Raw genomic sequence first — 26434 nt, forward strand, 5'->3', positions numbered from 1 at the left:
GTTGCCGTCGTCGTTTCTAGCATGCGCCGGCGGAGAGATCCCACAGACATTGCCTTGAACACATAATTGACAGCGGAGAACGTTGGATGCCTGATCCGTCGCAATCGCAGCCGCATTCTGCTCTGGGATCTCTCTTTATCATCGCTGCCGTGGTCGCCATCGGCGCCGGGGCGTTCGCTTATACCGCAGGATGGCTCTCGCCCGGCCGCCTCACCCCGACGAAGCTTGTCGGGGCGCTGGCGCCACCCGATGGGCCGGCGCTTGGCCATCGGCGAAATCATGCAAAAGGCATCTGTTTCACCGGCATGTTCGAAGCGAACGGGAACGGTACCGCTCTCTCCCGGGCGACCGCCTTCGTTGCTGGGCAATATCCGGTTGTCGGACGGTTCAACCTCGGTACGCCTGACCCGAATGCGACTGACGCCACGGTTCGCGTGCGAGGAATCGGAGTTCAAATATCGACACCTGACGGCGAAACCTGGCGCATGGCCATGATCGATCCGCCGATCTTTCCGGTCGCCACGCCGCAGGCGTTCTACGAGCTGCTCGAAGCGTCGAAGAGCAAGGACCCGGAGGTCATTAAAACCTTCGCCGCAGCGCATCCGGAATTTGCGGCCTTCGGCAAGTGGGCGACGACTGCGCCGTGGACTGCCAGCTATGCTGAGGTGGCATTCAATAGCCTCAACGCCTTCATTTTCATGGATGGCACCGGCGCCGAACATGCGGTCCGCTGGTCATTGATGCCGCAAGCGCAGGTTACGCCGATCTCCGGCACCGATTTGGAAAAGCTCGGTCCAAATCACCTGGAAGACGACATCATGGACCGCGTCAGCAAGGGGCCGCAGAGCTGGACAATGGTCTTAACGGAAGCCGCGCCATCGGACCCAACCTCGGATCCGACGAAGGCATGGCCATCGGAGCGCAGAACCGTTCAAGCCGGCACGCTGGTCGTGCAGAAGATCGAGGCGGAGGCAGACGGTCCTTGCCGCGACATCAATTTCGATCCGACCATCTTGCCTGATGGCATCAAGGTTTCCGACGATCCGTTTCCGGCTGCCCGTTCGGCAGCGTATGCGAAATCCTATGACCTGCGCACTTCGGAAGCGAGCTACTATCCCCGAACCGCTGGGAGCACAAAGCCATGAACCGAGCCAAGACAGAGTTCACCGCAGTTCAGCGTTCATTGCATTGGCTGATGGCAATCTGCATTCTGGCAATGCTCTTTATCGGCGTCGGGATGGTGTCCACGATCGGGCGGCAATACACCCCTTTGCTTACCACCCATAAGACCCTGGGCATCACAATTCTCGTGCTGGCCCTGATCCGCCTCGTGGTCCGATTTGTCTATGGCGCGCCAGCGCTGCCTGCTGACCTTCCCGAGCCGATGAAGCTCGCCGCGCACCTGTCGCACCTAGCCTTGTACATGCTGATGATCGGCATGCCGCTCATTGGCTGGGCCATGATGTCTGCGGGCGCCTATCCCGTCGTGCTTTATGGTCAGATACGGCTTCCTGCGATCCTGCCGCAGAGCGACAGCCTGCACACGCTGCTGTGGAATGCGCATTTCTATCTGGCCTTTGCATTTTTCGCGCTCGTTTTGCTGCATATTGCCGCCGCATTGTTTCATGGGCTTGTCCGACGCGACGGGGTCCTGCAGACCATGCTGCCGGTCGGCAACGATGATGTGCGACTAACGCCCCAACGCAGCGAGCGGTAGAGCGCCCCCCTCGAAAGAGCAGCTTGGTCTGCCGGTGCAAGCCGCGCCCACGGACATCGCCAGGCATATTTGCAATTGCCGGCACGACGCCCACCCGATCGTGGCGCTTGTTGCTGAGGTTACTGGCAAAATGGTCGCCAGTAAGGACAGTGGAACCCCTTTGATCGTCGTCTCGACCCGCCGACCCGATTGACGCACCTGATTTTACTCCTTTGCGCTGACCGATTTTGATCTCTGTCAAACCTCTGTGTCCGTGAAGCCCTGCGTTGACGGTGGCAAGACAGGCGCTTGGGTATGTGCTAGTGCAGGGCATCGGGAACGTCAAAAGAAGGGCACTCAATGACCTCGCAATTCCTCTCCCACCTTCGCACCGAAATTGCCGCATTGAAGGACGCCGGGCTTTACAAGTCCGAGCGCGTCATCACGTCAAAGCAGGCGGGCGAGATCGCTGTTGCCTCCGGCGAGCGGGTTTTGAACTTCTGCGCCAACAACTACCTCGGGCTGGCGGATAACGAAGAACTTACCGAAGCGGGGAAGAAGGCGCTCGACCGCTATGGTTACGGTATGGCCTCGGTGCGCTTCATCTGCGGTACCCAGGAGGAACACAAGCTGCTCGAGTCACGCATTTCCTCCTTTCTCGGCATGGAAGACACAATTCTCTATTCCTCCTGTTTCGACGCCAATGGCGGCCTCTTCGAGACCCTGCTTGGCGAAGACGATGCGATCATCTCGGATGCGCTGAACCATGCCTCGATCATCGACGGCGTGCGCCTGTCCAAAGCGAAGCGCTTCCGTTATTCCAACAATGACATGAAGGCGCTGGAAGAAGAGCTGAAGAAGGCGCAGGGCAGCCGCTTCAAGCTGATCGCCACTGACGGCGTATTCTCGATGGATGGCATCATCGCCAATCTTCAGGGGGTGTGCGATCTGGCCGAAAAGTATGGCGCGATGGTCATGGTCGACGACAGTCATGCCGTTGGCTTTGTCGGCAAACACGGACGCGGTTCGCCAGAGCATTGCGGTGTCGAGGGTCGGGTCGACATCATCACCGGCACGCTCGGGAAGGCGCTCGGTGGTGCGTCCGGTGGCTACACCTCGGCCAAGGCCGAAATCATCGATTGGCTGCGACAACGGTCGCGACCCTATCTGTTCTCGAACACACTGGCGCCGGTCATTGCGGCCGCATCGCTGAAGGTCTTCGATCTCATCGAAAACGGCGATGGCCTGCGCGAGCGGCTGGCAGAAAATGCGACGCTCTTTCGCTCCGAAATGACAAAGCTCGGTTTTACGCTCGCGGGCGAGGGACATCCGATCATTCCGGTCATGCTCGGTGATGCCAAGCTGGCGCAGGACATGGCGGCGCTGATGCTGAAAAAGGGCGTCTACGTGATCGGCTTCTCATTCCCCGTCGTGCCGAAGGGACAGGCGCGCATCCGCACACAGATGTCGGCAGCGCATTCGCGTGCCGATGTCGAGCGGGCGATCGCGGTCTTTGCCGAAGCCGGCCGCGAACTTGGAGTCATTTAAAGGGTTTGGGAGAGTATGATCATGTCGAACATGATGAAGGCGCTGGTCAAGGCGAAGCCGGAGGTCGGGCTTTGGATGGAGCATGTCCCGGTTCCCGATGTCGGGCCGAACGACGTGCTGATCAAGGTGAAGAAATCCGCGATCTGCGGTACCGACGTCCATATCTGGAACTGGGATCAGTGGGCGCAGAAGACCATTCCGGTGCCGATGGTGGTCGGCCACGAGTTCTGCGGCGAGATTGCGCAGATCGGTTCGGCGGTGACGAAATACCATGTGGGCGAGCGAGTCTCCGGCGAGGGCCATATCGTCTGCGGCAAGTGCCGCAACTGCCGTGCGGGCAGGGGGCATCTGTGCCGCAATACGCTTGGGGTGGGTGTCAATCGCCCCGGTTCCTTCGGCGAGTTCGTCTGTATTCCCGAGGCGAACGTGGTGCCGATCCCGGACGATATTCCAGATGAGATCGCGGCGATCTTCGATCCGTTTGGCAATGCGGTGCACACGGCGCTTTCCTTCGACCTCGTCGGCGAGGACGTGCTTGTCACCGGCGCGGGGCCGATCGGCATTATGGGAGCACTGGTCGCCAAGCGCTCGGGCGCCCGCAAGGTGGTCATAACAGACATCAACCCGCATCGGCTTGATCTCGCCCGCAAACTCGGCATCGACTACGTCGTCGACGCCTCGCAGGAGAACCTTGCTGATGTGATGAAGTCGATCGGCATGACCGAGGGCTTCGACGTCGGGCTGGAAATGTCGGGGGCAGCACCGGCGTTCCGCGACATGATCGACAAGATGAACAATGGCGGCAAGATCGCCATCCTCGGCATTGCGCCCGCCGGTTTCGAGATCGATTGGAACAAGGTCATCTTCAAGATGCTCAACCTGAAGGGCATCTATGGACGTGAGATGTTCGAGACCTGGTACAAGATGATCGCCTTTGTGCAAGGCGGCCTGGATTTGTCGTCCGTGATCACCCACCGGATCGGGATCGACGACTTCCGGGAGGGGTTCGAGGCAATGCGCTCGGGCAACTCCGGCAAGGTGGTCATGGATTGGAATTGAGGAGGCTCGATGCGTTACGAAGGAAGCTGCCATTGCGGCAAGATCGAATTTGAAGTGGAGGGGGAGCTTACCTCGGCCCTCGACTGCAATTGCTCGCTTTGCCGGCGGCGCGGGGGATTGCTGGCCTTCGTGCCACGCGACAAGTTCACCCTGAAAACACCAAGCGAGAACCTGTTGACCTATACGTTCAATACGCACATGATCCAGCATCGCTTCTGTGGCACCTGCGGCATCGCTCGTTTTTCAGAAGCCAAGATGCCGGACGGCGCCGAGATGGCCTGCATCAACGTCCGCTGCATTCCCGCAGTCGATCTTGCAAGTCTGGAGATCCAACTCTGGGATGGGCAGTCTCATTAAGATTGCCCGGTACGATCAACTGACAATGGGCACCACGGCTCTTGGCGGCTACTTTGTGGCCGAAGAAGAATATCGGCCACTCTTGTCTTCTTGTGGTGACATCCTATCTAAGCTTGGCAATCGCTTGAGCGGTTCCGGGCCTGTGGATAAGGCTTTTTCCGGGTTTTCTGAGGCTTTTTTGCTAGAAAAGCTTGACGAGAACAAAAAATGTGGGAATCACCGTTCGACTTGAAAAGCGGTGAACTGGGTCAAGGGCGGATCGCACAACCATGGCCGGACATATGATGACTTTGAAGTTCTGTCGTCCGGCGCCGGCAATCGTGGTTAATCAGGCATTAAATCTCATCCCATTAGGTGGGACTAGGTGATTCGAGACGGTCGTTTGCGGCGTATCGGCTGCGCACGGCCGTTCACTGCGGCGAGTTTGAATAGCGTCAGGAAGGCGACGACATAAATGGCAACTAAGGTCAAAGAGAACGAAGAAGCGGAAGTCGAACGCGACGGCGGCACCGACGGCCCTCTTCTCGATCTTTCCGATGACGCGGTCAAGAAGATGATCAAGGCCGCGAAGAAGCGCGGCTACGTAACAATGGACGAGTTGAACGCCGTTTTGCCGTCCGAAGAAGTGACGTCCGAGCAGATCGAAGACACGATGTCGATGTTGTCGGACATGGGCATCAACGTCATCGAAGACGAAGAGGCAGAGGAAGCCACTGCCGGCGGCGACGACGATGATTCCGGCTCCGACGACGAGAGCGAAGGCGGCGAGCTCGCACCTTCGGGCGGTACCGCTCTTGCGACCGCCAAGAAGAAGGAACCGACCGACCGCACCGACGATCCGGTTCGTATGTATCTGCGCGAAATGGGCTCGGTCGAGCTTCTGTCGCGCGAAGGTGAGATTGCGATCGCAAAGCGCATCGAGGCTGGCCGCGAAACCATGATCGGCGGCCTCTGCGAGAGCCCGCTGACGTTCCAGGCACTGATCATCTGGCGCGACGAACTCAACGAAGGCACGACGCTGCTTCGTGAGATCATCGATCTCGAGACGACCTATTCCGGCCCGGAAGCCAAGGCTGCACCGCAGTTCCAGAGCCCCGAGAAGATCGAGGCCGACCGCAAGGCTGCCGAAGAGAAGGAAAAGACGCGTCGCGTCCGTTCCGGCGACGACGACATCACCAATGTCGGCGGCGAGGGCCTGCCTCCGGAGGAGGAAGAAGAAGACGAGGACGAATCCAACCTGTCGCTCGCCGCCATGGAAGCGGAACTGCGCCCGCAGGTCATGGAAACGCTCGACATCATTGCCGAGACCTACAAGAAGCTGCGCAAGCTTCAGGACCAGCAGGTCGAGCAGCGGCTTGCCGCCACCGGCACGCTGTCGTCCGCCCAGGAACGCCGCTACAAGGAGCTCAAGGATGAGCTCATCAAGGCGGTCAAGTCTCTGTCCTTGAACCAGAACCGCATCGATGCACTCGTTGAGCAGCTCTACGACATCAACAAGCGCCTCGTTCAGAACGAAGGCCGCCTCTTGCGCCTGGCTGAATCTTATGGCGTCAAACGCGACTCCTTCCTCGAGCAGTACCAGGGCGCCGAGCTCGATCCGAATTGGATGAAGTCGATTGGCAATCTCGCGGCACGCGGCTGGAAGGAATTCGCCAAGGGCGAAAACACGACGATCCGCGACATCCGCCAGGAGATCCAGAATCTTGCGACGGAAACCGGCATCTCGATCTCGGAATTTCGCCGCATCGTGCACATGGTACAGAAGGGCGAGCGCGAAGCGCGTATCGCCAAGAAGGAAATGGTCGAAGCGAACCTTCGCCTCGTTATCTCCATCGCCAAGAAGTATACGAACCGTGGCTTGCAGTTCCTCGACCTCATTCAGGAAGGCAACATCGGCCTGATGAAGGCGGTCGACAAGTTCGAATACCGCCGCGGCTACAAGTTCTCGACCTATGCGACGTGGTGGATCCGTCAGGCGATCACCCGTTCGATCGCCGACCAGGCCCGCACGATCCGTATTCCGGTGCACATGATCGAAACGATCAACAAGATCGTTCGTACCTCGCGCCAGATGCTGCACGAAATCGGTCGCGAGCCGACGCCGGAAGAACTGGCCGAAAAGCTCGCCATGCCACTCGAAAAGGTCCGCAAGGTCTTAAAGATCGCCAAGGAGCCGATCTCGCTCGAAACCCCTGTCGGTGACGAAGAAGATTCACACCTCGGCGATTTCATCGAGGACAAGAACGCGCTGCTGCCGATCGACGCCGCCATCCAGGCGAACCTGCGCGAAACGACGACCCGCGTTCTTGCATCGCTGACGCCGCGCGAAGAGCGCGTCCTGCGAATGCGCTTCGGCATAGGCATGAATACTGACCACACGCTCGAAGAAGTCGGCCAGCAGTTCTCGGTTACCCGCGAACGTATCCGGCAGATCGAGGCGAAGGCGCTGCGCAAGCTGAAGCATCCGAGCCGTTCGCGCAAACTGCGCAGCTTCCTGGACAGCTAGGCTTCCAGATTTGACCAGAACGCATTCGAAAGTCGGGCCTCGTGTCCGGCTTTTGCTTTGGGCGCACCCCTCGGGCTCTGGTGTTTCTTGTTGTCGAATGGGGACAGGAGTAAGGTACATTCCACGGGGGATAGGACCGACCACAGCGCGTGAGCGATGGTCGCCATAGCCTGTTGCGTAGGGCCAAAACCCTCCGTGTGGAGGTGTGCAATGACCACTTATGTCATGCTTATCAACTGGACAGATCAAGGCATTCGCACTGCACGCGACTCGGCAAAGAGACTGGACGCAGCAAAGAAGGCGCTCGGCGATATGGGCGGCTCCTTCAAGAATTTCTTTCTGACGATGGGCGACTACGACATGGTTGCCATCTGCGAGGCGCCTGATGATGCCGTGATGGCACGCTTCACCCTGCAGCTTGCGACGGCCGGAAATGTGCGTACGCGAACGCTGAAGGCATTTCCTGAGGCCGCCTACCGCGAAATCATAGGATCGCTCGGATAGCGCTCGGTGGTCGCCCAGCGTGGCAGCCATTGAAAACATGTCGCTTCTGGTCGCGCGGACGTGGTCGCGTCCGTGCGACCAAAGGCTTTTTTGTTTTATGGCTTGATGATGCCTTCTTAAAAGGCCACATCGGTAGCGTGGCGTTGGGCATCGTTCGTAGGCATGCAGAAGTTATCGGCGAAGAAATGGGGACCGTTCGGCTGGGGCATCATTGCCTCTGCGCTGTTGCACCTTGCCGTCGTTGCCTTCTTTCTCGTGAAGTTGCCGGTGCCTACGCCTCAGCCGGAGGAGGAAACCGTCAGCGTCGATCTCGTGCCGCCACCCGACGAAAAGAAACCCGAGGAGAAGCCGCCGGAACTGAAGATGCCGGAAGAGCCTAAGCCCAAGGAGCCGCAACCGGAGGAGAAGAAGGCAGAGGAAAAGCCGGCCGAGAAATCTGCCGAACCGCCGAAGCAAGAAAAGGCCGAGCAAGCGCCGCCGCCACCACCACCGCCGCCCTCGCATGAGACAAAGGCGCCCGAAGAAAAGGCGCCCGAAGAGAAGCCGCCGGAAAAGCCGCCGGAAGCAACGGCAGCGGATGCCAAGTCCAACGAACAGGCTGGCAAGCCGCAGCCCCTGCCGGTGCTGCGGCCAGTAACGGAATTTGGTGAGAAGGATACCGGGCCGAAGAAATCGACGGAAGGGGATGCTTCCGTCGCGGGTGTGAAGTCGGATACGCCGAAGCCTTCGCCGGAGCCCAAGCCGGAGCCCCCGCAAGATCAGGCGCGGCCGGAGGACATGGCAGAAGCGGCCAAGGAGCCCGAAAGCAAAAAGCCGCCTGCCAATCCGGTCCCAGACGATGTCGATCTCCCGCAAGTCGACCTGGCGGTGAGCCATGCCGAGAAGAACAGCCCTGCTGCCGGAGCTGAAGGCGAAGCCAAGACGAGCTTGGAGCAGGCAAAACCGCCCGCCTCGACAAAGCCCGATACGACGGGAACGGCGAGGGTGGACAAGCCTGTCGAGCTGATGGAGGCAAAGACACTTTTCTCGCAAAACATGACGAACGATCCGGTGGCGAGAACCGCTATGGGCGATCTGCCGCGCCGTGCTCGCGTGGCCGAGCTGTGCAGTTCGGAGCTGCGTCAGCAACTGATACACTCGCCTCCGGGATATAGCCCCGAAATGGTGCCGCGCGCTGGACTGGCGCAGGGAACCGTCCTTGAACTGCGAGGAGTTGCATTCCGTGCCAGTGCCCGTTGGTATGATCTAAGCTTTCGATGCGAAGTCGATACGGATGCGACAAAGGTGATATCCTTTGCCTATGACGTCGGAAATCCGATCCCGAAGAGCAAATGGAAAAGTCGAGGACTTCCAAGCTTCTAACTGTGGGAAACGCCGGGACGAGACTGGCTCCAGTTCGGCACAAGACAGACAGGATAGCTTTGTTTCATCGCCACATGTTGGTGGCGCGTGAAAGGACAATGAGATGTCGAACGAGATCGAGCGCTTCTTCGAACTACAGGATGAAGCAACCAAGGCCGCCTTTGTCGAGAATCGCGGCGACGAACTCACCGACATCCTGGTTGCCGCGCTGGAGGACGTGTTTGCGATTCTCGCCGGTGACGATTGTCGCGAAACGCTCCATTGATCAGCATCCATTGATCAGCCGGGCGGACCGGCGGTGACCGCTGGCGCGCACGCTTTCTCCCGGCGATTTCGCTCTGCATTGTTTTCGGTGGTCCAGGCTGGCACTATTGCGGCGTTAGCTCGGAAGCGCAGACATGGCTCGCAATCAATTTCGCATGTTCAGGTCGGCCGTTCCCGGCATCGAAGCGGTGGCAGCGGATAGCAACCAGAGCTTCGCGCGCCATACGCATGAGCAGTTCGGCATCGGACTGGTTTCGTCAGGTGCGCAAAAGTCCCTGAGCGGACGCGGCGTGGTCGAGGCGGGCGCCGGCGATATCATCACGGTCAATCCGAACGAAGTGCACGATGGCACGCCGATCGGCGAGGGCAGGTCGTGGCGGATACTCTACTTCGATCCTGAGTTGATCGCCGCCAATGTTTCCGAGATCACGGAAGGGCGGCGATCGGCCGTCGAGATTTCTGATCCGGTGTTGCATGACAGGGCGATTGCGGCGCACTTCGAGGCAGCCTTTGCCCTCGTGACCAATGCGGAAGAGCATCAACTGAAACGTGATGAGACCCTTGTTGAGATCATTGCTCGTGTCGTTGCGCAGGTCGCGCCAAGCGAGGGACGGGCGGCTCCTCAATCCATCCTGACCGCAAAGGAGTTGATCGACTGCGATCCGACAGCTGCGATATCGTTGTCCGATCTCGCCCGCGCAACCCGGCTCAGCCGGTTTCAGGTGTTGCGTGGCTTTGCCAAGGCGACCGGGATGACACCTCATGCCTATCTGATCCAGCGCCGCATCCATGTTGCACGGCGCTTGATTGCTGGTGGGCTGCCCCTGGCGGAAGCTGCCATCGCGAGCGGCTTCGTCGATCAAAGTCATATGACGCGGGTGTTCGTACGCAAGTACGGCGTCTCTCCACGCGCCTATGCGAAGGCGGTTGCCTGACTGCGCCTGCAATTTCATACAAGATCGCCAGGCGTCTTTCGTCTTTCTTCTTAGCAAACAGGAGAAGACGATGCAGCGACATTTGCAAGGTTACCTCTATCTGACCTTGGCGATGATCACCGTCGGTAGCACGGTCATCGCGAGCCGGGTCATCGCATCAGGCATGCCGCCATTTACGGCGACAGCCCTGCGCTTCGCGGCAGCTTTTCCGTTGTTCTTGGTCTTGATGCGCGTGACCCGGACCAGTCTGCCAAACATACCCCTTCGCGACTGGATTATCCTTGTTATCCAAGCTGGTGCAGGTAGCGTTGGCTACACAACCTTACTGATCTCTGGCCTGAGGCTGACTACGGCTACCGACGCGGGTGTCATCATCGGGACGCTGCCGGTCGTGGCTGGGGCGCTTTCCGTTGCTGTTCTCGGCGAGAGGCCGCATGCATCGATGGTATCGGCGATTGCGCTGGCGGCAACCGGCGTTTTCTTCATCGCTGTTTCGCCCGACGCCGGGAGTGGATCCATGCTTGGAAACGCGCTGGTTTTCGGAGCCGTGATCTGCGAAAGCCTGTTCATCCTCCTGAACAAAAACCTCAGTGCGCCAATTCCGGCGCTGACGCAATCGGCGTTGATGACGGGGATTGGTTTCATCGTGGCGATGGTCGCCGCCGCTCTCGTGGAGGGCGTGCCGGATGCACTCCCAGCGGAGGCAATGTCGGCGGTCATCTATTACGCACTGGTGCCGACGGTTGCCGGCTTCATTCTCTGGTATGCGGGAGCCGAGCGTGTGAGTGGCGCTGAGGCCTCGCTCTTTACGGCGGTGGCACCGGTCTCTGCGCTGTTGATGGCTTTCGTTGTCCTTGGTGAGCCGCTGTCCGGATACCAGATCGGCGGGGTCGGGTGCGTGCTGGCGGCTGTCCTTGGGCTTGGGTTGTTTCAACGTGCGGTGACGACCAAGTAGCGTTTGTGCTCAGCTATCGCTGCCGTATCCTGCCCGTCGGAGTTTGGAACTTTCTCGCAGCCTGCCGCACGAGCCGGCCACCGCTCCTGCAATTTGCCGCGGCGGCTCCTATATCTGTTTTCTGACTGAAAGGAGCTGCCGATGTCCGCACAACCGATGAAGATACCCGGTCCCGATCATCCAATCACTGTCAGACCCAATCCCGCGCGCGTCGTCGTCAAGCTGGGCGGGCAGACCATTGCCGACAGTCGCAACGCACTAACGCTGAAGGAAGCGTCTTACCCTGCCGTGCAATACATACCGCGCAGTGATGTCGATATGTCACTTCTCACTCGAAGCGATCACCACACCTATTGCCCCTACAAGGGCGAAGCTTCGTATTTTGGCATATCGGGCGCTGACCGCTCCACCAATGCGGTCTGGACCTATGAAAGTCCGTATGCGGCCGTCCGTGAGATCGCCGAACATCTCGCATTCTACCCCGATCGGGTCGATTCCATCGAGGAATTGCCGGCGTAGTTCCGGTCCACGTCAAGCGGCAGCAGTAGCTGAGAGCCGCTGGCGCCATCCCATCGCGCCTGTCGATCGAAATGTCTTGCTGCGCAAGCGTGGCATCTTCTGCAGAAAACAAGGACCGGTCCGGCAGGGAAACCGGACCAGCCCCCGTAACTGATCGGAGGTCAATCGGATCAGAAAACGCAAAACTTGGGCGGCGCCCAGGGTTGATCCAGGGCGCCGGTATTTCGACTTAGAACGCGCGCTGCAGGCGGAAGAAGCCCTTGGTCACGTCGTCGGCATCATCCGGATCGGTGTAGTCGACCGTTGCCTTGGCGTAGAGGTTGTCTGCTATCTGATAGTCGACAGTGATGCCGACCTTCCAAGCATCGCCCAGACCGTCGAAGGAGTCGCCGTGGAAGGTGTTCAGATCAGGCACATAGTTGCCGAAGTACTGGGCCATTGGGGTGATGGTCCACTTGTCGGTTGCCTTGATCGCGTATTCGGCGGCAACGGTCCATTCCGACTGAGAGTAGTAGGAGTTCGGACCAGACGCGTAGACAGCTGCCAGGCCAAGCGTGCCAGGGCCGATATCAGCAAAGATCATGCCGCGGACAGCACCTTCTTCGTTGTCGGTGTCGTAACCGCCGATGAGCTGATAGCTGACCACGCCGGCCTTACCGCCAACGCCGAGGGCAACGCCGACGTTGTTCGGGTTTTCGCCGGGCTTGAAGTAGCCGTCCTCCAGCTCGTCGACGCTGATGCCGGCGTAGAAGTCGCCGTTTTCGTACTGGTAGCGGATGGAGTTGTGCAGCGTTTCGAAGCTGGACAGAACATCCGGTTCGCCGGAAAGGTCGTCATCCCACCATGAGTAGAACAGACCGGCGCGCAAGCCGGCGATGTCGATGTAGGCAGAGTCGAGCGTCGAGCTGGTCGAAGCGTTGTCGCCGTTGTTACGAAGAACGATTACGCCGGTGAGCGGACCGTACTCGGTGTCGCTCTTGGCTGTGAACTGAACCTGAGCGCGCGTACGGGCATTCCAGTCCGAGGTACCCTTCTGATCCGGGCCGCCATAGACTTCGAAACGCAGGTAACCGCTGACCTTCAGGCAGGTTTCGGTGCCCGGGATGTAGAAGTATCCTGTACCGTACGCGTCGCAGACGCGGACGTATTCAACCGGCTCGGGTTCAGCTGCAACAATTGCGTCAGCAGCAAAGACCGGCGTGGACGCGGCAGCAAACGCTGCGGCGGAGGTCAACAAAGCCATCCGTATGTTCATTTAAAATCCATTTCCTTTTCGATTGAACAGCCGCCTCGGGAGTTGGGGCCGCTCCGATAGTTTGCCTTTCGGCTGGCGGATCAGCGAACCGCTGAAACCTTAATTTCATCCCTAATTAAATCTATCAATTCTCCCGGTACTGAAATCGCTTGTTGCGACGCTCGTTTGGCTCGTCGTGTGGTTTTTATGTAACAAATTCAAATACTTATATGCAACACTACCCTGCGCCGCAACTCTGCGGGGGCAGCCGGTAGCCAGTCTCTGTGTTCGGAGGCTCGTAGGAGCGCGTCTGGCGCCATCGCCGTAATGGCGCCAAGGAAATTTCATCGCAGATAATCCCGCCGGCAGCTCGATTGAAGGGCAGGGATTGGAACGCAGTGTTCCAAATTTGGAACGAAAACTTGTTCCGGACGGTTGGCATCCTCCCTCGGGAACGCTAAGCGATAGAAGTTGAAGGCCTATCGCGTTTTATCGAAAGAGGTACCCAGATGCTCAACGCAGAGGGTGTTTTCCAGGATCTTAACGATTTCGTCTATTTTGCCGCAGTTGTTCGCCACAATGGTTTTTCCGCCGCCGGTCGAGTGCTGAATATGCCGAAATCGAAGCTCAGCCGGCACATTACTGCGCTGGAGACACGGCTTGGTGTCCGGCTGCTGGAGCGAACGGTCAATCGGTTCCGGGTGACGGAGATCGGGCGCGCCTTCTACAATCACTGCGAAAACATGCTGCGTGAAGCAGATCGCGCGGCAAAGGCAATCAACGATGCAACAGGTGAGCCACAGGGGCTAATCCGCATGAGCATGCCTTCCGGGTTGCTGGAGGGCTCGCTTGGCGCCATGATCCCGGAGTTTCTCAATCGATACCCCAAGGTTCAGCTGCAGATACTCACCACGGATCGACGGGTCGACGTCATAGACGAGCGTCTCGATCTTGCACTTCGTGCGCAACTGATCGAGGAGACTGACTCCGAGCTGACGATGCGCGTGCTCAGCAAGGTGGATTTGATTCTTGTCGCCAACCAGAAGGTGGCGAGCTCACTGCCGTCGATTGCAGGCGTCGAGTGCCTTGCCGAGGCTCCAACGGTATCGTTTGCTGGGCCCCTGACGGAGTGGCAAGACCTGGACGTGTGGGAATTCACCGGACCGGATGGCACCCGATACCGGCACCAGCACAAACCTCGCATGAGCTGCCGAAGTGTCTCGGCAGTGCTCGAGGCGATCTATGCCGGCGTCGGGGTGGGGCTTCTGCCGGACCATATCTGCGCAGAAGGCATACGCGACGGTCGGTTGGTGCGCCTTCTGCCAGATCACCAGATGTCGCAGGCAACAATCTATCTCGTCTTCACCGCATCGCGAGGATTGCCGACGGCAGTTCGGGCGCTTGTCGATTTTCTGGTGGAACAGTTTCGTACGCTTCGCGTCACAACACAGTGCCAGAAGGCCGACCTAAAGGCGCAGCCAAGGGATCGGGCGCAGCTTGTCGAACTGTCTGCTCAGCCCGCCGCCTAGACATCATCGGGCGCAGCGACATCGATCTTCACCATCTGCAATCCTGAATGGAAGTTCAGGCAATTCACTTGCCTGTCGCCGATCCTGCCTAATCTTAATTCGCAGAGCGGTGTCGATCCAAGCCAACTTCCTTCGTCCTTGGACGTGCGACAACGCAAAAGGAGAACAACATGTCCTATGTCGATGGGTTTGTCTTGGCCGTGCCGCAGAAGAACATCGAAGCGTACAAGGCCTTTTCCGCCACGACCGGCGCAATATGGAAGTCATACGGCGCCAAAGAATATGTGGAATGCATCGCTGACGACGTGCCGTATGGGGAACTGACCTCATTTCCGCGTGCCGTGCAGGCGACCGACGATGAAGTCGTCATCTTTTCCTGGATCGTCTATGATTCCCGTCAGGCGCGCGACGAGATCATGACGAAAGTGATGGCGGATCCTCGGCTTCAGGGCGACGAGTGGAAGTCGATCTTCGATGGGAAACGGATGATCTTTGGTGGGTTCGTTCCATTCCTGCAGCTTTGAGCGGTCAAGGAAACCTCCCGTTGACATAAGGGCAGCTCGGCGGCACGTCTCATCATAGAGACGTGAGCGGAAGCGTGGCTATGGCCCAGAAGATCATCAGCATTTCCACCAGAGGCCAGGGCCTCTACGAATTTACTGGCGAAGCGGTCTCCTTCGTTCGCGCCAACGGCGCGGGCGAAGGGCTGCTGACCGTTTTCGTGCGTCACACCTCATGCTCGCTGCTCATTCAAGAGAACGCCGATCCCGATGTTCGCATCGACCTTGACGCATTCTTCCGGCGCTTGGTGCCACCAAGCTCCGATCCCTCGATGCGCTGGATCGTTCACACCACCGAGGGGCCCGACGATATGCCGGCGCACATCAAGGCTGCGCTGACGCAGGTTTCCATTGGTATCCCGGTTATCGGCGGTCGGCTCGCACTCGGAACGTGGCAGGGGATTTATCTGTTCGAACATCGCGACCGACCGCATCGGCGCGAGATCGTGCTGCATCTTAGCGACTGAACCGGAACTGAATGGCCGGTTCGAAGATCATTCATTTTCAGAGGGTTATGGACTGCACAATCCCGCACGGGAGATGCACGCAATCGTTTAGAGAGTAGTACCATGACCCATTTCCTCGCCAAGGTTTCGTTTGCCGCCCTCATCGCATTGGCCTCAATCCCGTTTGCGGCACCGAATGCTTCGGCTTCCGAATGGGGACGTCCGCCGGTCGCAGGCGTCCAATATCGTGACGTGTATGGCTGCTTGCCCGTGCAGGCCGTTCGCAAGGCACGCTTTGCGGGGTTGCGCTATGCGCGCGTCACCAGCGTTACACCCCGGCGCGTCGTCGTTTCCGGCCGGAATTACCGGGGCTGGGACCAGATGGTCTTTGCAAACGGTCGTGGTTGCCCGCTGATCCGCCGGTAAATTGTTTCATCCACACTGGCGCTCTCGCCTTGCCTTGGCCACGCCATTTTCAGCCTGCTTTGTGCGAATCGCATATGAATGCGCAAATCCGGAAAGGTAACACTTGACCTTGCCGGCAAGAGTGTAACGGGGCGGGCCCCTTCCGTACCCTGATGGAGAACTTTCGATGATGCAATTTCTGGCCAAAGCCGGCCTTGCGACGCTGCTCGCTGTCGGCACGGTCGCCGGAGCGGTTGCACCGGCTTCCGCCCAGGTAGATGTCTACATTGGCAGCGATCGCCCGCCACCGCCTTCCGGCTATTATCGTCCCCCACCGCCTGACTATTATCGCCCGCCGCCGCGCATGCGTGGCTGCGATCCGCGTCTTGCCGAAGACATCGCGCGCGACTACGGATTCCGGCGTGCACGCGTGGTCGACGTTACGCCCCGTCGTGTGATCGTCGAGGGTTGGACGCGCCGTGGCGGGGATGAAATCAGCTTCGCCAACGTCCGGGGCTGCCCGGTCCTGCGCCGCTAACGGTCATTGCCAGATACTGAGCAATTGGAAACCGCTTTTGCCAACGTCTTTCGACTGCGGTGAAGGCGGTTTCTTTTTAGGCTTGAGAGACCACGTGCGAGGCGGCTTGAACCGGCCGCCCGACATCGCCGCTTTCCTCGGTCGAGGTCGCAAGCGGCGCCTGGTTGTCGGCCGAAACGACGGCCCGCGGCAGCGGCGTGCCGCGCTTCCTTTCACGAGCCAGCGTCAGCAGGCCCGAGCAGACGATGAGAACAATGCCGGCAGCCATCGGAAGGTCGATCGCATCGTCGAAGATCAGATATCCGAATGCGATTGCCCACAGCATCTGGCTGTACTGGGGAGGGGCGACCAGGTTTGCCGGCGCCAGACGGGCAGCGGTCATCAACAGCACGTTGCCGGCCGCGCCAAGCAGGCCGTAACTTGCGATGAATAGCCACTGGCGCGGTGTTGGAACGACCATCTCGGACAGCATGAGGATGCCGCTGACGGCAATCGTGCCGAGCAGCGCGGCACCATATAGCGACAGGCGCTTTTCGGCTGGACCCATCTTGCGCATCACAACGATCGAGATCGCCGCGGCCAGACCACCGATTGCTGCCGCCAGATGACCAACCGAGAGTTCTCGGAAGCCCGGACGCAGGACGACCAGAACGCCGATGAAGCCGACGATTACGGCGGCCCAACGCTGCCAGCGCACGTCCTCCCCGAGGAAGATCACCGACAGAATGGTGACGAATGACGGCAGCAGGAACAGCAGACAGAAGGCCTCTGCCATCGGCAGCTTTGTGAATGTGATGATCGAGGCGATTGCTCCGATCGCACCGCAGGCGAACCTCAGTAGCCACAGAGCACGGTTCGTGCTCCTGACGATTTCAAGCCAGGAATCGTCGCGTCCCTTGATGAAGGGCAGGGCAGCGCAGCCAAAGAGCGCACCAATGAAGGCGATCTGATAGGCCGGCACGCCGCCATGCAGGATCTTGATCGATGCGTCGCTAAAGGCAAACACCGCATAGGCGCCAAATGCTACGAGAACACCGCGCAGTGCTGTAGAGGGGACTGTCATGAATAGGATTTGTCCGGAGGAGAGTCATTAAACTCTTACGGACTGCCGTTGGCAAAGCGAGAGCCGATTGCGAATAGCAGCCATGCACAATCGCGGGCCCGGCTCTCACAGGGTCTCAGGTCGCATAGGCTTCCCGGGGGCTTTGCGACCGTCGCCGAAGGAAATCCACAAGCAGCTGTTGCTGTCCTTTCAGGATCTTTCGCTCAGCGTCATGCAGGGTGAACCACTCGGCTCGGTCCACTTCGGGAAATTCCGCCATTACGCCAGAGCGCGGCGGCCACTCCATACGAAAGCGATTGCTGGCGAGGGCCTCAAGATCGACGTCGGCCTCGACGGCCCAGGCAACAACGATCTTGCCGCCGGGTTGCTTGTATTCCCCGAGATAATGAAAGCTCCCTTCGACGTCGAGGCCCAGTTCTTCGCGGGCTTCACGTCTTGCCGCATCAAGTTCATCTTCATCCTCGTCGACGAGACCCTTGGGGATCGACCAGGCACCGATGTCCTTCTTTGCCCAGTAGGGGCCTCCGGGGTGAACCAGGAGAATCTCGTAGCCATCGTCCTTGAGGCGGTAAATCAGCAGGCCTGCACTTCGCTTCGCCATATCGACTGCATCCTTCTGTTTACAGGGGGATGCTGGGCGCAGGTCGCGCCCAGCATATTGTTTTCAATTCGGCGGCTGGCGAAGCGCCACGCCGTAATCACGGTAAACGCTCAGGCAATCGGTATAGCTAAGCGAGCCGTTCTCGCCGTAAATGATATGGGCGCTGGAGGCGCTGGTCGCCGCTTCCTCCGAAACGAACAGGATCGCCTCACCAAGGGATTTTCCCGTGATCGGTTCCTCGGTGCCGTCTTCCTGCATGATGCCTTCTATGATTGCCGCTATCTGGCGGTGGCTAAAGACCGCCCGTCTGTCTTCCGGTGTCATCGTACTTACCTCTGCTTGAAATCAATGGATCTATCTGCCCAGCCGAAGCGGTTGATGGCTTCATGCGCAGCCCTGGTCGAGATGGCTGCTCCGCTCGTCGGAATGCCTAACAATGAGGGGCGGCAGGTGCCAAACCTGACCATCGCCCGATATCGCCCTGCGCGCGCAAACCGCAGCTGCCGGCTAGGTTCGTTCGCGATCCGCCATCGGTCACGACAGTCACTAGATAGAGTCGGATCATCGACCGACAAGGTGGTCGGCAAGAACTATCACTATCTGGTGACACGGCCATTCGTCGCGCTTGTCACGATTGCATTTGGCAATCTCCATGCACGCCACTATATCAACGCCCACCAGGCCAACAGAAGCGATGACGGATATGTTTCAAGCCGCGACCATAAATTCCGCCGACAAGGCCGGTTTCTACGCAAAGCTTTGCATGCAGCTGAAGGGCCTGCTGCACGGCGAAACCGATACGATCGCAAATGCTGCGAACACGTCGGCCCTGATGTTCGAAATGATGCCGGATCTGAACTGGGCGGGCTTCTATTTCCTCAAATCGGATAGCGAGCTCGTTCTCGGGCCATTCCAAGGCAAGGCGGCGTGCGTTCGCATTGCCGTCGGTCGCGGGGTCTGCGGGACCGCCGTCGAGAAGGGGATTTCTATCCTCGTTGAGGACGTGCACGCGTTTCCAGGACATATCGCCTGCGACGCCGCCTCACGCTCGGAACTCGTCGTACCGCTTCATCACAACGGCAAGATCCTGGGTGTGATCGATCTTGACAGCCCGACCGCGTCGCGCTTCGACGCCGAGGACCAGGCCGGCGTCGAAGCTCTGGCCCGCATTTTCATCGAGGCGAGCTACTAGCCTTGAATTCCTGGTCGCCAGGACCTTCGAAGCAGGCGTCTGCCTCAGGTAGGATCACTCTACAAGCAAAAGGGACGAGCCTTGTCGGTCGTCCCTTCGTTGTTTTCAAACAGGAGGCTTTAAGCGCTACTGCTTTTGCTTCTTGGCTTCGTCGTCCATCAGTTCATACCACATGGCGTTGAGAACTGCGAAAGCGGCCGCAAGCGGCAGGCCGAGGATCCATGCGAAATACCACATTCATATTCTCCTTCAGTAAGCGTGGCCGCTCTTGTCGGTGACCGTCGCCTCGTCGACCTTGCCCCAGAGGACCCTGTAGACCCAGGCGGTGTAGGCGATGACGATCGGCAGGAAGATCGCGACGACAACGAGCATGTTGAACAAAGTGGAGTGGCTCGACGATGCATCCCATACCGTCAGGCTCGATCTCGGATCGAGTGAGGAGGGCAGGATGAAGGGAAACATCGAGAGACCGACGGTCGAGATGATACCGAAGATCGAGAGCTTGCTGAAGAGCAGGGCAGCGACCTCCCACCTTGCCCGTGTGGCAAGCAACGCTGCGGCTGCTCCGAGGAAGCCAAGGAGAGGCGCAATCATCATCCACGGGTAGGTGCCATAGTTTGCCAGCCAGGAGCCGTCATGCGTTGCCGTCTTGAGGAGCGGGTTCGACGGTCCGGCCGGATTGATCTCGCTGGTGATGGCGTAGCCGTTTACACCGAGCGTCAGGAAGATCCCGCCGAGCGCGAAGAGAACGATTACCGACAGTGCGGCGAGGCTGCCATAGCTCCTTGCCCGCTCAGCGACCGGGCCACTTGCCTTCAGGACCAGCCAGGAAGCACCGTGCATCGCGAGCATGGCGACCGAGAGAAGGCCGCAAAGCAGAGCGTAAGGGTTGAGAAGGGCAAAGAACGAGCCCTCGTAGAAGATACGCATGTCAGACGGGTCGAAGCGGAAGGGAACGCCCTGCAGCACGTTGCCGACGGCGACGCCGAAGATCAGCGACGGCACGAAACCGCCGATGAACAGCGCCCAATCCCAGTTGTTGCGCCAGCGCGCACTCTCGCGCTTCGAGCGGTACTTGAAGCCAACAGGTCGGAGGATGAGTGCGAGCAGGATCGCAAACATCGCGAGATAGAAGCCCGAAAACGACACCGCATAAAGTGGCGGCCATGCGGCGAAAATGGCGGCTCCGCCAACGATCAGCCACACCTGGTTTCCTTCCCAGACCGGGCCGATCGTGTTGATGGCGACACGGCGCTCCGTATCTGTCTTGGCGACAAAGGGCAGTAGCATACCGACGCCGAGGTCGAAGCCGTCAGTGGCGGCAAAGCCGATCAGCAGCACGCCGAGAAGCAGCCACCAGATCAAGCGCAGGATTTCATAGTCTATGAGTTGGTGCAGGATCATGATGGATTACTCCGCAGCTGGAACAAGGGTTTCGGAAATAAGCTCGGCTTCCGGCTCGTCGTCCGGTTCCGGCCCCTTCTGGATGGCGCGGATCATCAAAGTCATTTCGACGACAATCAGCGCCGTATAGAGCACCGCAAAACCGACGAGGGTCGTCAGCACGGTGCTTGCCCCGAGGCTCGACACTGCCATAGCCGTCGGCAGCACGCCTTCAATGACCCATGGCTGGCGGCCGATCTCGGCGACGATCCAGCCGGCTTCGATGGCAATCCAGGGAAGCGGGATGGCGATAACGGCGATCTTCAGCAGGAGCGGGTACTTGTCCAGGTGACGCCGCGCCGAGAGCCAGAAGAAGGTACCTGTCAGGACGATGAAGAACATGCCTAGCCCAACCATGACGCGGAACGACCAGAAGAGCGTCGGCACATGCGGAATGGTATCACGCGCGGCCTGGGCGATCTGTGCGTCAGTCGCCTGGCGCGGATCGTCGACATAACGCTTCAAAAGAAGAGCATAGCCAAGCTCATGCCCCAATTCCTCGAAGGAAGTGGTGAGCTCGGCTGGGACAGCCTCAGGCGTCGGCGCAGCGCGGATTTGCATCAGTGCATCAAAGGCCTTGATGCCGTCGCGGATGCGCATTTCTGCTTGCTGTTCAAGCTTGTCGATGCCGGGAATTTCCGTTGTCAGCGAGCGCGTCCCGATGAGACCCATGACCCATGGGATGTGGACGGCAAAATGTGTCTCCCGGGCCTGCTGATCGGGGAAGCCGAAGGCGGTGAAGGCGGCGGGCGCAGGTTCCGTCTTCCACATCGCCTCGATGGCTGCGAGCTTCATCTTCTGGTTTTCGGTGGTGAGATAGCCACTCTCGTCACCAAGGACGACAACCGATAGCGCGGCGGCAAGGCCGAAGGATGCGGCAACCGTCATCGAGCGCTTGGCGATCTCGAGGTGGCGTCCCTTCAGCATGTACCAGGCCGAAACGCCGAGCACGAAGATCGAGGCGCAAACGTAACCGGCCGAGACGGTGTGAACGAACTTTGCCTGGGCAACGGGGTTGAAGACCACATCGAAGAAGCTGGTGATTTCCATGCGCATCGTCTGCGGATTGAGCGCCGAGCCGACGGGGTTCTGCATAAAGCCGTTGGCAACCAGAATCCAGAGCGCGGAGAAGTTCGTGCCGAGCGCCACGCACCATGTCACCAGCAGGTGGCCAACCTTCGACAGCTTGTCCCATCCGAAGAAGAACAAGCCGACAAAGGTCGCCTCGAGGAAGAAGGCCATGAGCCCTTCGATCGCCAGAGGCGCCCCGAAGATGTCGCCGACATAATAGCTGTAGTAGCTCCAGTTCATGCCAAACTGGAATTCCATGACGATGCCGGTGGCGACCCCGATTGCAAAGTTGATGCCGAACAGGACGCCCCAAAACTTCGTCATCTGCCGCCAAACCTGGCGGCCCGTCATGACGTAGACGGTCTCCATGATGGCGAGCAGCACGGACAGCCCGAGCGTCAGGGGCACGAACAAAAAGTGGTAAAGCGCGGTCAGCGCAAATTGGAAGCGCGATAGCGCGACGATGTCCAGTTCCATTGTTTTTCTCCACGGTCCCTCGGGGTATGACGAGCTTCCGCCAAGCCGGATTGCCAGGCGGTCATGCGGTGTGGCTCAATCCGGTTTCAGCCGGTTCAAAGCCTTTTCGAACGCCGCCTCTCCACGGCGCCAAAATTCTGTGATGCGTCCGTTCTCAATGACGGCGATGATATCGGCTATCGCGGCCTCGCGACGGATATGCGTGGCGACAACGAGCGAGCGCCCCTGTGCCTTGTCCGCAAGACGGTTCATGACGTCGCGGGCAGTTGCGCCATCGAGACCTTCTGTCGGCTCATCCAAGAGCCAGAGCGGCGTATCGCGGAGAAAGAGGCGGGCCAAGGCGAGCCGGCGTGACTGCCCGCCAGATAGTCCCATGCCGCCTTCGCCAAGCGGCGTGTCGAGGCCGCGCGGCAGAGCAAGGACATCGTTAAGGAGACCTGCGGCGGTCAGTGCCTCCTGCAGCGTGGCGTCGGCTGCATCGGGGTTTGCGAGCTGGAGATTGCCGCGAAGGCTGTCCCGAAAAAGCTCCGTGCGCTGTGTAAGCAGAGTGGCGTCGAGGCTCGAGACACTTCCCTGGATAGGGCGCATTTCGGCCGCGAGGAGCGACAGAAGTGTCGATTTACCGGCACCGCTCGAGCCAACGAGAGCGAGCTTTTCGCCAGCCTTGAGATCGAGGTTGATATCGCGCAGCACGGGTGTTTGCGCATCGTATCCGGCAGTAACTCCGTCCAAAAAAAGCGACAGACCGGGATCTGGCGCCGCCTTGCAGTGTGCTTCTTCATCTGCCGAGAGGCGGGGCGCGATGCGGCGTGCGGCGAGAAGTGTCCGGCCGAGTTCCATCGCACCACGGCGCAGCGCACCGAAGGGTTCGACCGCGGCAAAGGCGATCAGGATGCCGAGGGTGGCGACCGGCGGGCCGATCCTGCCTGCGCCGGCAAGCGCCGCAACGGTAAGCAGCGAGCCAGTCAGCAACGCCGTCGCAGTCAGGCCGAAGCAGACGGTAACTGCCGCCTCGATGCGGTTGAGACGATCGTCGGCGCCAGCTGCGTAGCGGTCGGCATCGGCAATTGCCATGCCTTGGGCGATAAGACGTCCAGCCATCAGCAAGTCGGTTTGTCCCGCGACGAGATCGATGGTGCGGGCGCGAATGGCTTCGATGCCATAGGTACGGCGCCGGGCATGCTTGGTCGCCCTGCGCCCGGCCAACAGCGGAATGCCGATACCTGCGACAAAAAGGACGCCGCCGGCGGTGAGCCCGAACAGCGGGTTCATAAACCCGAGAGCAATGCTCGCCGCAAGTGCTGCGACGATCGCAACACCTGCCGGAACCAGCACGCGCAGATAAAGGGAATCGAGTGCGTCGATGTCGCCCGTCAGGCGAAAGAGCAGGCGGGCTGGCCGGCGTGCGAGCGCGCGTGCCGCACCGGGCATTGCCCATCCGCGGAACAGGCGCTCGCGCAGGGCCGCAAGTACGCTCAACGTTGCATCATGGGTCGTCAGCCGTTCGCCGTAGCGCGAGGCGGTTCGGCAAAGCGCAAGCAGACGAATGCCAGCCGACGGCATGAAGACGTCGAAGGTGGAGATCGTTGCCGCAGAGAGGCCGGCGATGCCGGTTGCCGTGATGAACCAACCGGAAAGCCCGAGCAGGGCAATGCCCGCAGCCACCGTGGTCGCTGAAAGCGCTGCGCCAATCAGAAGGTTGCGGCGCCTCTGCGCGAAGAAGAGCCCGAGGATCGGTGTGAGGATTGAAAGCGATGCGCTCATTACTCGGCGGCCTCCCGTACAGTTTCGGGATCGAGGACGATCGTCCGGTCCATGCGTGCGGCAAGCCGCGGGTCATGGGTAGCCACGACGAGGGTGCGTCCCTTTGCAAGAACAAGCAGGCTTTCGGTGATGTCGCTTGCGGTTTCGGCGTCGAGGTGCGCGGTCGGCTCGTCTGCAAGGACGATTGAGGCGTCTCTGTTTACGGCAGCACGGGCAATGGCGAGGCGCAGCACTTCGCCGCCCGACAGCCCCGTGCCGCCGTCACCGAGCGGGCGTTGGCCGTGATTGCGCGCAAGGGAGCCGAGCTTGGCAAGATCGAGCGCGCTTGCCGCGTCCAGCCTGGCGAGGGAGCGCCGGTTAAGCAGGACATTGCCCGCGATCGTACCGGCGAAAACATGCGGCTTCTGGCCGACCCAGGCAATTTTGCTCTGAAGGTGGGGATTGGCCGGCTGCCCGTCGATGGTGACGGTGCCTGTCTCGCAGCTGGCCTGGCCGGCAATCAGGGCAAGCAATGTCGACTTGCCGGAGCCACTGGCACCGAGCAGTGCGACGTGCTCGCCGGGACGAATATTCAGATCGAAGGCATCGATTACGGCGTCGGTGTCCTTGCTGTAGCGAAAGCCTACGTTCTGCATCCGGATAGCGCCGGCCGGCGCCGATGCCTGGTCTTCCGACTGGTGAGTTCCCTTGGGCAGCATCAGGCCATCGGCATTCAGCGCATCGATCGCCTTGATTGCGGCTTCGCCGGCGGCCCGGTCGTGCCAGACGGCCGAGAGTTCGCGCAGCGGCTCGAAGAAAGCCGGTGCCAGCAGCAGCACAAAGAGGCCGGTCGTCAGATCGAGGCCGCTTGTCCAGGCGCCGAAGCGGATTTCTCCAAGCAGGGAAAAGCCGATATAGACGGCGACGAGTGCTACGCCGAGCGCCGCGAAGAGCTCAAGCACGGCCGACGACAGGAAGGCAATCTTCAGCACCGCCATGGTGCGGACCTTCAGCGATTCCGCATCGGCTCGCAGCCTTGTTGCGGTTGCATCGACGGCATTAAGTGAACGGATGGTGGCCATCCCGCGCAGGCGGTCCAAGAGGAAACCGTTGAGGCCGCCGGTGGCTGAAAGCTGCTTCTCGCTTGCCGCCTGCGCTCGCCACCCAATCAATGCCATGAAGACAGGGATCAACGGCATGGCGAAGAGGAGAATGAGAGCGGCAACCCAGGAAATCGGGACGACGCAGACAAGGATTGCCAGTGGTACGGCACTCGCCTTGAAGCGCGCCGGCTGAAAGCGCGATAGGTAGGGAACGATCATCTCGGCCTGTTCGCCGATGACGCTCGCGGCTTCGCCGGAGCTTGGTCTTGCGCTGTCGATCGGTGAGCGCCGGGAAAGGGCTTCAATGGCGCGTTCACGCCGCGCCGTCAATTCGGCGCGCGCTGCCCAAAATGCCATGCGGCCGGAAGCCGCCTCTAGACAGCTTCTTACGATCCCAAGCGTAGCGATAGAGGCTGCCAGCCATAAAACATCGTTGAAGCCGCCGCCGTTGGCGATGCGGCCGACCGCAGTGGCGACAATTGCGGCTTGCGGAATCCAGATCAGTGAGGCCAGCGTCTGGACGATGGCGGCCTTTTGCAGCCCGCCATGTCTGGGCACGGCTTTTGCCGGCTTGCCGGAAGCCTGCTTTCCATTTTTGTCTAAGTAAGCACTCCCCATGGCGCTAACTCTTGTTGGCGGGAGTGGGCCGGCGGCTGCGGCCGAGCGAAACGACTCGGTCCTTCGCCTCCAAAAGCTTCGTCACCTTCGCACCCAAGGAGAGTAACGTCGCAAGGCGCTCAGTTTCAAGCTGTTTTACGTCCTCGTACCAATGCGTTAGCTGTTCGATCAACGCGTGCATCTCGCTCATGCGTTCCTGTGCGTGGCGTTCTGCTTCGCTTGCCGGCCGCTGCATCAGGATTTCCCGCAGAACCGAGAGCGTCGGATCGACTTCGCGTTTCTTGCGCTCTTCAGCCAGCGTTCGCAGGATCTGCCAAACGTCGTCGGGCGTCGTGAAGAAGTCGCGCCTGTCATCCGGCTTGTGTTTCAATAGGACGAGGTTCCAGGTCTGCAGTTCACGCAGGCTCATCGACACGTTCGAGCGCGAAATGCTGAGGGCATCGGCGATTTCTTCGGCACAGAGCGGCGAAGGCGACACGTAGAGCAGGGCGTAGATCTGCCCGACCGTGCGGTTGATGCCCCAGCGCGAGCCCATTTCACCGAAATGCAGAACGAAGGATTGAACAAGCGGTGGAAGATTCATTTTCCGTTTCCGTTATGTCTGTGATTTCAGAAATTACTGAAATAACTATAGCCAAGACGGCTCTAAGAACAATCGACAAGTGCTGGCTGCGGCAATTTGGTGTCTCAGCTGAGTGACAGGAAG

The 26434-nt window shown here is 59.7% G+C and carries 29 protein-coding genes; 19 read left to right on the forward strand and 10 right to left on the reverse strand.

The genetic code is table 11. The features are described from left to right. Nucleotides 1-86 precede the first annotated feature (86 nt). The 13 genes from BN77_RS17275 (at nt 87) to BN77_RS17330 (ending at nt 11705) form a co-directional block, all read left to right on the forward strand. Entirely contained in the window at nt 87-1145 is a 1059-nt protein-coding gene (locus BN77_RS17275) for a catalase family peroxidase (protein ID WP_007534214.1), read from the forward strand. Beyond that, nucleotides 1142-1717, forward strand: a complete 576-nt coding sequence (locus BN77_RS17280; protein ID WP_007534216.1) for a cytochrome b — start codon at nt 1142-1144, stop codon at nt 1715-1717. Before BN77_RS17275 ends, BN77_RS17280 begins: the two co-directional genes overlap by 4 nt. A gap of 339 nt (nt 1718-2056) precedes the next feature. Beyond that, on the forward strand, nt 2057-3244 hold the full coding sequence (locus BN77_RS17285) for a glycine C-acetyltransferase (RefSeq protein ID WP_007534218.1): 1188 nt from the start codon (nt 2057-2059) through the stop codon (nt 3242-3244). A gap of 21 nt (nt 3245-3265) precedes the next feature. After that, nucleotides 3266-4303 (forward strand): L-threonine 3-dehydrogenase, encoded by a 1038-nt coding sequence (tdh, locus tag BN77_RS17290; protein WP_007534220.1) that lies wholly within the window; start codon nt 3266-3268, stop codon nt 4301-4303. A 9-nt stretch (nt 4304-4312) separates the two neighbouring features. Then, the gene (locus BN77_RS17295; RefSeq protein ID WP_007534222.1) at nt 4313-4660 is read left to right on the forward strand and encodes a GFA family protein; all 348 of its coding nucleotides are present in this window, start codon (nt 4313-4315) and stop codon (nt 4658-4660) included. Continuing rightward, nucleotides 4644-4892 (forward strand): hypothetical protein, encoded by a 249-nt coding sequence (locus BN77_RS17300; protein ID WP_040677330.1) that lies wholly within the window; start codon nt 4644-4646, stop codon nt 4890-4892. Before BN77_RS17295 ends, BN77_RS17300 begins: the two co-directional genes overlap by 17 nt. Nucleotides 4893-5114: 222 nt before the next feature. Then, nucleotides 5115-7166: an RNA polymerase sigma factor RpoD gene (gene rpoD, locus BN77_RS17305; RefSeq protein WP_007534225.1), complete on the forward strand. Its 2052-nt coding sequence runs from the start codon at nt 5115-5117 to the stop codon at nt 7164-7166. A gap of 210 nt (nt 7167-7376) precedes the next feature. After that, nucleotides 7377-7670 (forward strand): GYD domain-containing protein, encoded by a 294-nt coding sequence (locus tag BN77_RS17310; protein WP_007534228.1) that lies wholly within the window; start codon nt 7377-7379, stop codon nt 7668-7670. Between the two features lie 162 nt (nt 7671-7832). Next, complete coding sequence (locus BN77_RS17315; protein WP_007534230.1) at nt 7833-9032, forward strand: DUF930 domain-containing protein; 1200 nt, start codon at nt 7833-7835, stop codon at nt 9030-9032. A 103-nt stretch (nt 9033-9135) separates the two neighbouring features. Next, nucleotides 9136-9297 (forward strand): hypothetical protein, encoded by a 162-nt coding sequence (locus BN77_RS34165; RefSeq protein ID WP_007534233.1) that lies wholly within the window; start codon nt 9136-9138, stop codon nt 9295-9297. Between the two features lie 133 nt (nt 9298-9430). After that, nucleotides 9431-10231, forward strand: coding sequence for an AraC family transcriptional regulator (locus BN77_RS17320; protein WP_007534235.1), 801 nt, complete (start codon nt 9431-9433; stop codon nt 10229-10231). 70 nt (nt 10232-10301) lie between these two features. Further along, nucleotides 10302-11186, forward strand: coding sequence for a DMT family transporter (locus tag BN77_RS17325; RefSeq protein WP_007534238.1), 885 nt, complete (start codon nt 10302-10304; stop codon nt 11184-11186). A 141-nt stretch (nt 11187-11327) separates the two neighbouring features. After that, on the forward strand, nt 11328-11705 hold the full coding sequence (locus BN77_RS17330) for a DUF427 domain-containing protein (RefSeq protein WP_007534240.1): 378 nt from the start codon (nt 11328-11330) through the stop codon (nt 11703-11705). 229 nt (nt 11706-11934) lie between these two features. Here the strand turns inward: BN77_RS17330 and BN77_RS17335 are convergent, their stop codons facing one another. Next, nucleotides 11935-12960, reverse strand: a complete 1026-nt coding sequence (locus tag BN77_RS17335) for a porin (RefSeq protein ID WP_040677333.1) — start codon at nt 12958-12960, stop codon at nt 11935-11937. A 488-nt stretch (nt 12961-13448) separates the two neighbouring features. Here BN77_RS17335 and BN77_RS17340 point away from each other — a divergent pair, with 488 nt between their 5' ends. The 5 genes from BN77_RS17340 to BN77_RS17360 all read left to right on the forward strand — a co-directional run bounded on the left by BN77_RS17340 (nt 13449) and on the right by BN77_RS17360 (nt 16417). After that, nucleotides 13449-14468, forward strand: a complete 1020-nt coding sequence (locus tag BN77_RS17340; RefSeq protein WP_007534245.1) for a LysR substrate-binding domain-containing protein — start codon at nt 13449-13451, stop codon at nt 14466-14468. Between the two features lie 170 nt (nt 14469-14638). After that, on the forward strand, nt 14639-14992 hold the full coding sequence (locus BN77_RS17345; protein ID WP_007534248.1) for a DUF1428 domain-containing protein: 354 nt from the start codon (nt 14639-14641) through the stop codon (nt 14990-14992). An 80-nt stretch (nt 14993-15072) separates the two neighbouring features. After that, nucleotides 15073-15495 carry a secondary thiamine-phosphate synthase enzyme YjbQ gene (locus tag BN77_RS17350; RefSeq protein WP_007534250.1) on the forward strand — a complete coding sequence of 141 codons (423 nt, stop codon included), beginning with the start codon at nt 15073-15075 and terminating at the stop codon, nt 15493-15495. Nucleotides 15496-15597: 102 nt separating this feature from the next. Next, complete coding sequence (locus BN77_RS17355) at nt 15598-15900, forward strand: hypothetical protein (RefSeq protein WP_007534251.1); 303 nt, start codon at nt 15598-15600, stop codon at nt 15898-15900. 166 nt (nt 15901-16066) lie between these two features. Further along, entirely contained in the window at nt 16067-16417 is a 351-nt protein-coding gene (locus tag BN77_RS17360; protein ID WP_007534253.1) for a hypothetical protein, read from the forward strand. A 76-nt stretch (nt 16418-16493) separates the two neighbouring features. Here the strand turns inward: BN77_RS17360 and BN77_RS17365 are convergent, their stop codons facing one another. The 3 genes from BN77_RS17365 to BN77_RS17375 form a co-directional block, all read right to left on the reverse strand. After that, entirely contained in the window at nt 16494-17480 is a 987-nt protein-coding gene (locus BN77_RS17365; protein WP_007534255.1) for a DMT family transporter, read from the reverse strand. A gap of 115 nt (nt 17481-17595) precedes the next feature. Further along, on the reverse strand, nt 17596-18081 hold the full coding sequence (locus BN77_RS17370; RefSeq protein ID WP_007534260.1) for an NUDIX hydrolase: 486 nt from the start codon (nt 18079-18081) through the stop codon (nt 17596-17598). Nucleotides 18082-18144: 63 nt separating this feature from the next. Beyond that, a complete protein-coding gene (locus tag BN77_RS17375; RefSeq protein ID WP_007534263.1) occupies nt 18145-18405 on the reverse strand; it encodes a hypothetical protein in 261 nt (86 codons plus the stop codon). Nucleotides 18406-18784: 379 nt separating this feature from the next. On the opposite strand from BN77_RS17375, the gene BN77_RS17380 reads away from it, so the two are divergent. After that, a complete protein-coding gene (locus BN77_RS17380) occupies nt 18785-19273 on the forward strand; it encodes a GAF domain-containing protein (protein WP_040677866.1) in 489 nt (162 codons plus the stop codon). 126 nt (nt 19274-19399) lie between these two features. Here BN77_RS17380 and cydX read toward each other — a convergent pair whose 3' ends face one another. The 6 genes from cydX to BN77_RS17410 all read right to left on the reverse strand — a co-directional run bounded on the left by cydX (nt 19400) and on the right by BN77_RS17410 (nt 26311). Continuing rightward, entirely contained in the window at nt 19400-19510 is a 111-nt protein-coding gene (gene cydX, locus BN77_RS32250; protein WP_028747330.1) for a cytochrome bd-I oxidase subunit CydX, read from the reverse strand. A 12-nt stretch (nt 19511-19522) separates the two neighbouring features. After that, nucleotides 19523-20677 (reverse strand): cytochrome d ubiquinol oxidase subunit II, encoded by a 1155-nt coding sequence (gene cydB, locus BN77_RS17390; RefSeq protein ID WP_007534266.1) that lies wholly within the window; start codon nt 20675-20677, stop codon nt 19523-19525. A 6-nt stretch (nt 20678-20683) separates the two neighbouring features. Then, entirely contained in the window at nt 20684-22264 is a 1581-nt protein-coding gene (locus BN77_RS17395; RefSeq protein WP_007534268.1) for a cytochrome ubiquinol oxidase subunit I, read from the reverse strand. Nucleotides 22265-22339: 75 nt separating this feature from the next. Beyond that, nucleotides 22340-24028 (reverse strand): thiol reductant ABC exporter subunit CydC, encoded by a 1689-nt coding sequence (gene cydC / locus BN77_RS17400; protein WP_007534270.1) that lies wholly within the window; start codon nt 24026-24028, stop codon nt 22340-22342. Next, nucleotides 24028-25728, reverse strand: a complete 1701-nt coding sequence (gene cydD, locus BN77_RS17405) for a thiol reductant ABC exporter subunit CydD (RefSeq protein WP_007534272.1) — start codon at nt 25726-25728, stop codon at nt 24028-24030. The genes cydC and cydD overlap by 1 nt, the downstream gene beginning before the upstream one ends. Before the next feature lie 4 nt (nt 25729-25732). Then, nucleotides 25733-26311, reverse strand: a complete 579-nt coding sequence (locus BN77_RS17410; RefSeq protein ID WP_007534274.1) for a GbsR/MarR family transcriptional regulator — start codon at nt 26309-26311, stop codon at nt 25733-25735. Nucleotides 26312-26434 lie beyond the last annotated feature (123 nt).

This window comes from Rhizobium mesoamericanum STM3625, from assembly GCF_000312665.1.
GTDB classification, from domain to species: Bacteria; Pseudomonadota; Alphaproteobacteria; order Rhizobiales; family Rhizobiaceae; genus Rhizobium; species Rhizobium mesoamericanum.

Excerpts from the sequence above, each read along its gene's own strand:
- BN77_RS17275 (WP_007534214.1), top strand. The coding sequence starts at position 87 with ATGCCTGATCCGTCGCAATCGCAGCCGCATTCTGCTCTGGGATCTCTC.
- BN77_RS17280 (WP_007534216.1), top strand. The coding sequence starts at position 1,142 with ATGAACCGAGCCAAGACAGAGTTCACCGCAGTTCAGCGTTCATTGCAT.
- BN77_RS17285 (WP_007534218.1), top strand. The coding sequence starts at position 2,057 with ATGACCTCGCAATTCCTCTCCCACCTTCGCACCGAAATTGCCGCATTG.
- tdh (WP_007534220.1), top strand. The coding sequence starts at position 3,266 with ATGTCGAACATGATGAAGGCGCTGGTCAAGGCGAAGCCGGAGGTCGGG.
- BN77_RS17295 (WP_007534222.1), top strand. The coding sequence starts at position 4,313 with ATGCGTTACGAAGGAAGCTGCCATTGCGGCAAGATCGAATTTGAAGTG.
- BN77_RS17300 (WP_040677330.1), top strand. The coding sequence starts at position 4,644 with ATGGGCAGTCTCATTAAGATTGCCCGGTACGATCAACTGACAATGGGC.
- rpoD (WP_007534225.1), top strand. The coding sequence starts at position 5,115 with ATGGCAACTAAGGTCAAAGAGAACGAAGAAGCGGAAGTCGAACGCGAC.
- BN77_RS17310 (WP_007534228.1), top strand. The coding sequence starts at position 7,377 with ATGACCACTTATGTCATGCTTATCAACTGGACAGATCAAGGCATTCGC.
- BN77_RS17315 (WP_007534230.1), top strand. The coding sequence starts at position 7,833 with ATGCAGAAGTTATCGGCGAAGAAATGGGGACCGTTCGGCTGGGGCATC.
- BN77_RS34165 (WP_007534233.1), top strand. The coding sequence starts at position 9,136 with ATGTCGAACGAGATCGAGCGCTTCTTCGAACTACAGGATGAAGCAACC.
- BN77_RS17320 (WP_007534235.1), top strand. The coding sequence starts at position 9,431 with ATGGCTCGCAATCAATTTCGCATGTTCAGGTCGGCCGTTCCCGGCATC.
- BN77_RS17325 (WP_007534238.1), top strand. The coding sequence starts at position 10,302 with ATGCAGCGACATTTGCAAGGTTACCTCTATCTGACCTTGGCGATGATC.
- BN77_RS17330 (WP_007534240.1), top strand. The coding sequence starts at position 11,328 with ATGTCCGCACAACCGATGAAGATACCCGGTCCCGATCATCCAATCACT.
- BN77_RS17335 (WP_040677333.1), bottom strand. The coding sequence starts at position 12,960 with ATGAACATACGGATGGCTTTGTTGACCTCCGCCGCAGCGTTTGCTGCC.
- BN77_RS17340 (WP_007534245.1), top strand. The coding sequence starts at position 13,449 with ATGCTCAACGCAGAGGGTGTTTTCCAGGATCTTAACGATTTCGTCTAT.
- BN77_RS17345 (WP_007534248.1), top strand. The coding sequence starts at position 14,639 with ATGTCCTATGTCGATGGGTTTGTCTTGGCCGTGCCGCAGAAGAACATC.
- BN77_RS17350 (WP_007534250.1), top strand. The coding sequence starts at position 15,073 with ATGGCCCAGAAGATCATCAGCATTTCCACCAGAGGCCAGGGCCTCTAC.
- BN77_RS17355 (WP_007534251.1), top strand. The coding sequence starts at position 15,598 with ATGACCCATTTCCTCGCCAAGGTTTCGTTTGCCGCCCTCATCGCATTG.
- BN77_RS17360 (WP_007534253.1), top strand. The coding sequence starts at position 16,067 with ATGATGCAATTTCTGGCCAAAGCCGGCCTTGCGACGCTGCTCGCTGTC.
- BN77_RS17365 (WP_007534255.1), bottom strand. The coding sequence starts at position 17,480 with ATGACAGTCCCCTCTACAGCACTGCGCGGTGTTCTCGTAGCATTTGGC.
- BN77_RS17370 (WP_007534260.1), bottom strand. The coding sequence starts at position 18,081 with ATGGCGAAGCGAAGTGCAGGCCTGCTGATTTACCGCCTCAAGGACGAT.
- BN77_RS17375 (WP_007534263.1), bottom strand. The coding sequence starts at position 18,405 with ATGACACCGGAAGACAGACGGGCGGTCTTTAGCCACCGCCAGATAGCG.
- BN77_RS17380 (WP_040677866.1), top strand. The coding sequence starts at position 18,785 with ATGTTTCAAGCCGCGACCATAAATTCCGCCGACAAGGCCGGTTTCTAC.
- cydX (WP_028747330.1), bottom strand. The coding sequence starts at position 19,510 with ATGTGGTATTTCGCATGGATCCTCGGCCTGCCGCTTGCGGCCGCTTTC.
- cydB (WP_007534266.1), bottom strand. The coding sequence starts at position 20,677 with ATGATCCTGCACCAACTCATAGACTATGAAATCCTGCGCTTGATCTGG.
- BN77_RS17395 (WP_007534268.1), bottom strand. The coding sequence starts at position 22,264 with ATGGAACTGGACATCGTCGCGCTATCGCGCTTCCAATTTGCGCTGACC.
- cydC (WP_007534270.1), bottom strand. The coding sequence starts at position 24,028 with ATGAGCGCATCGCTTTCAATCCTCACACCGATCCTCGGGCTCTTCTTC.
- cydD (WP_007534272.1), bottom strand. The coding sequence starts at position 25,728 with ATGGGGAGTGCTTACTTAGACAAAAATGGAAAGCAGGCTTCCGGCAAG.
- BN77_RS17410 (WP_007534274.1), bottom strand. The coding sequence starts at position 26,311 with ATGAATCTTCCACCGCTTGTTCAATCCTTCGTTCTGCATTTCGGTGAA.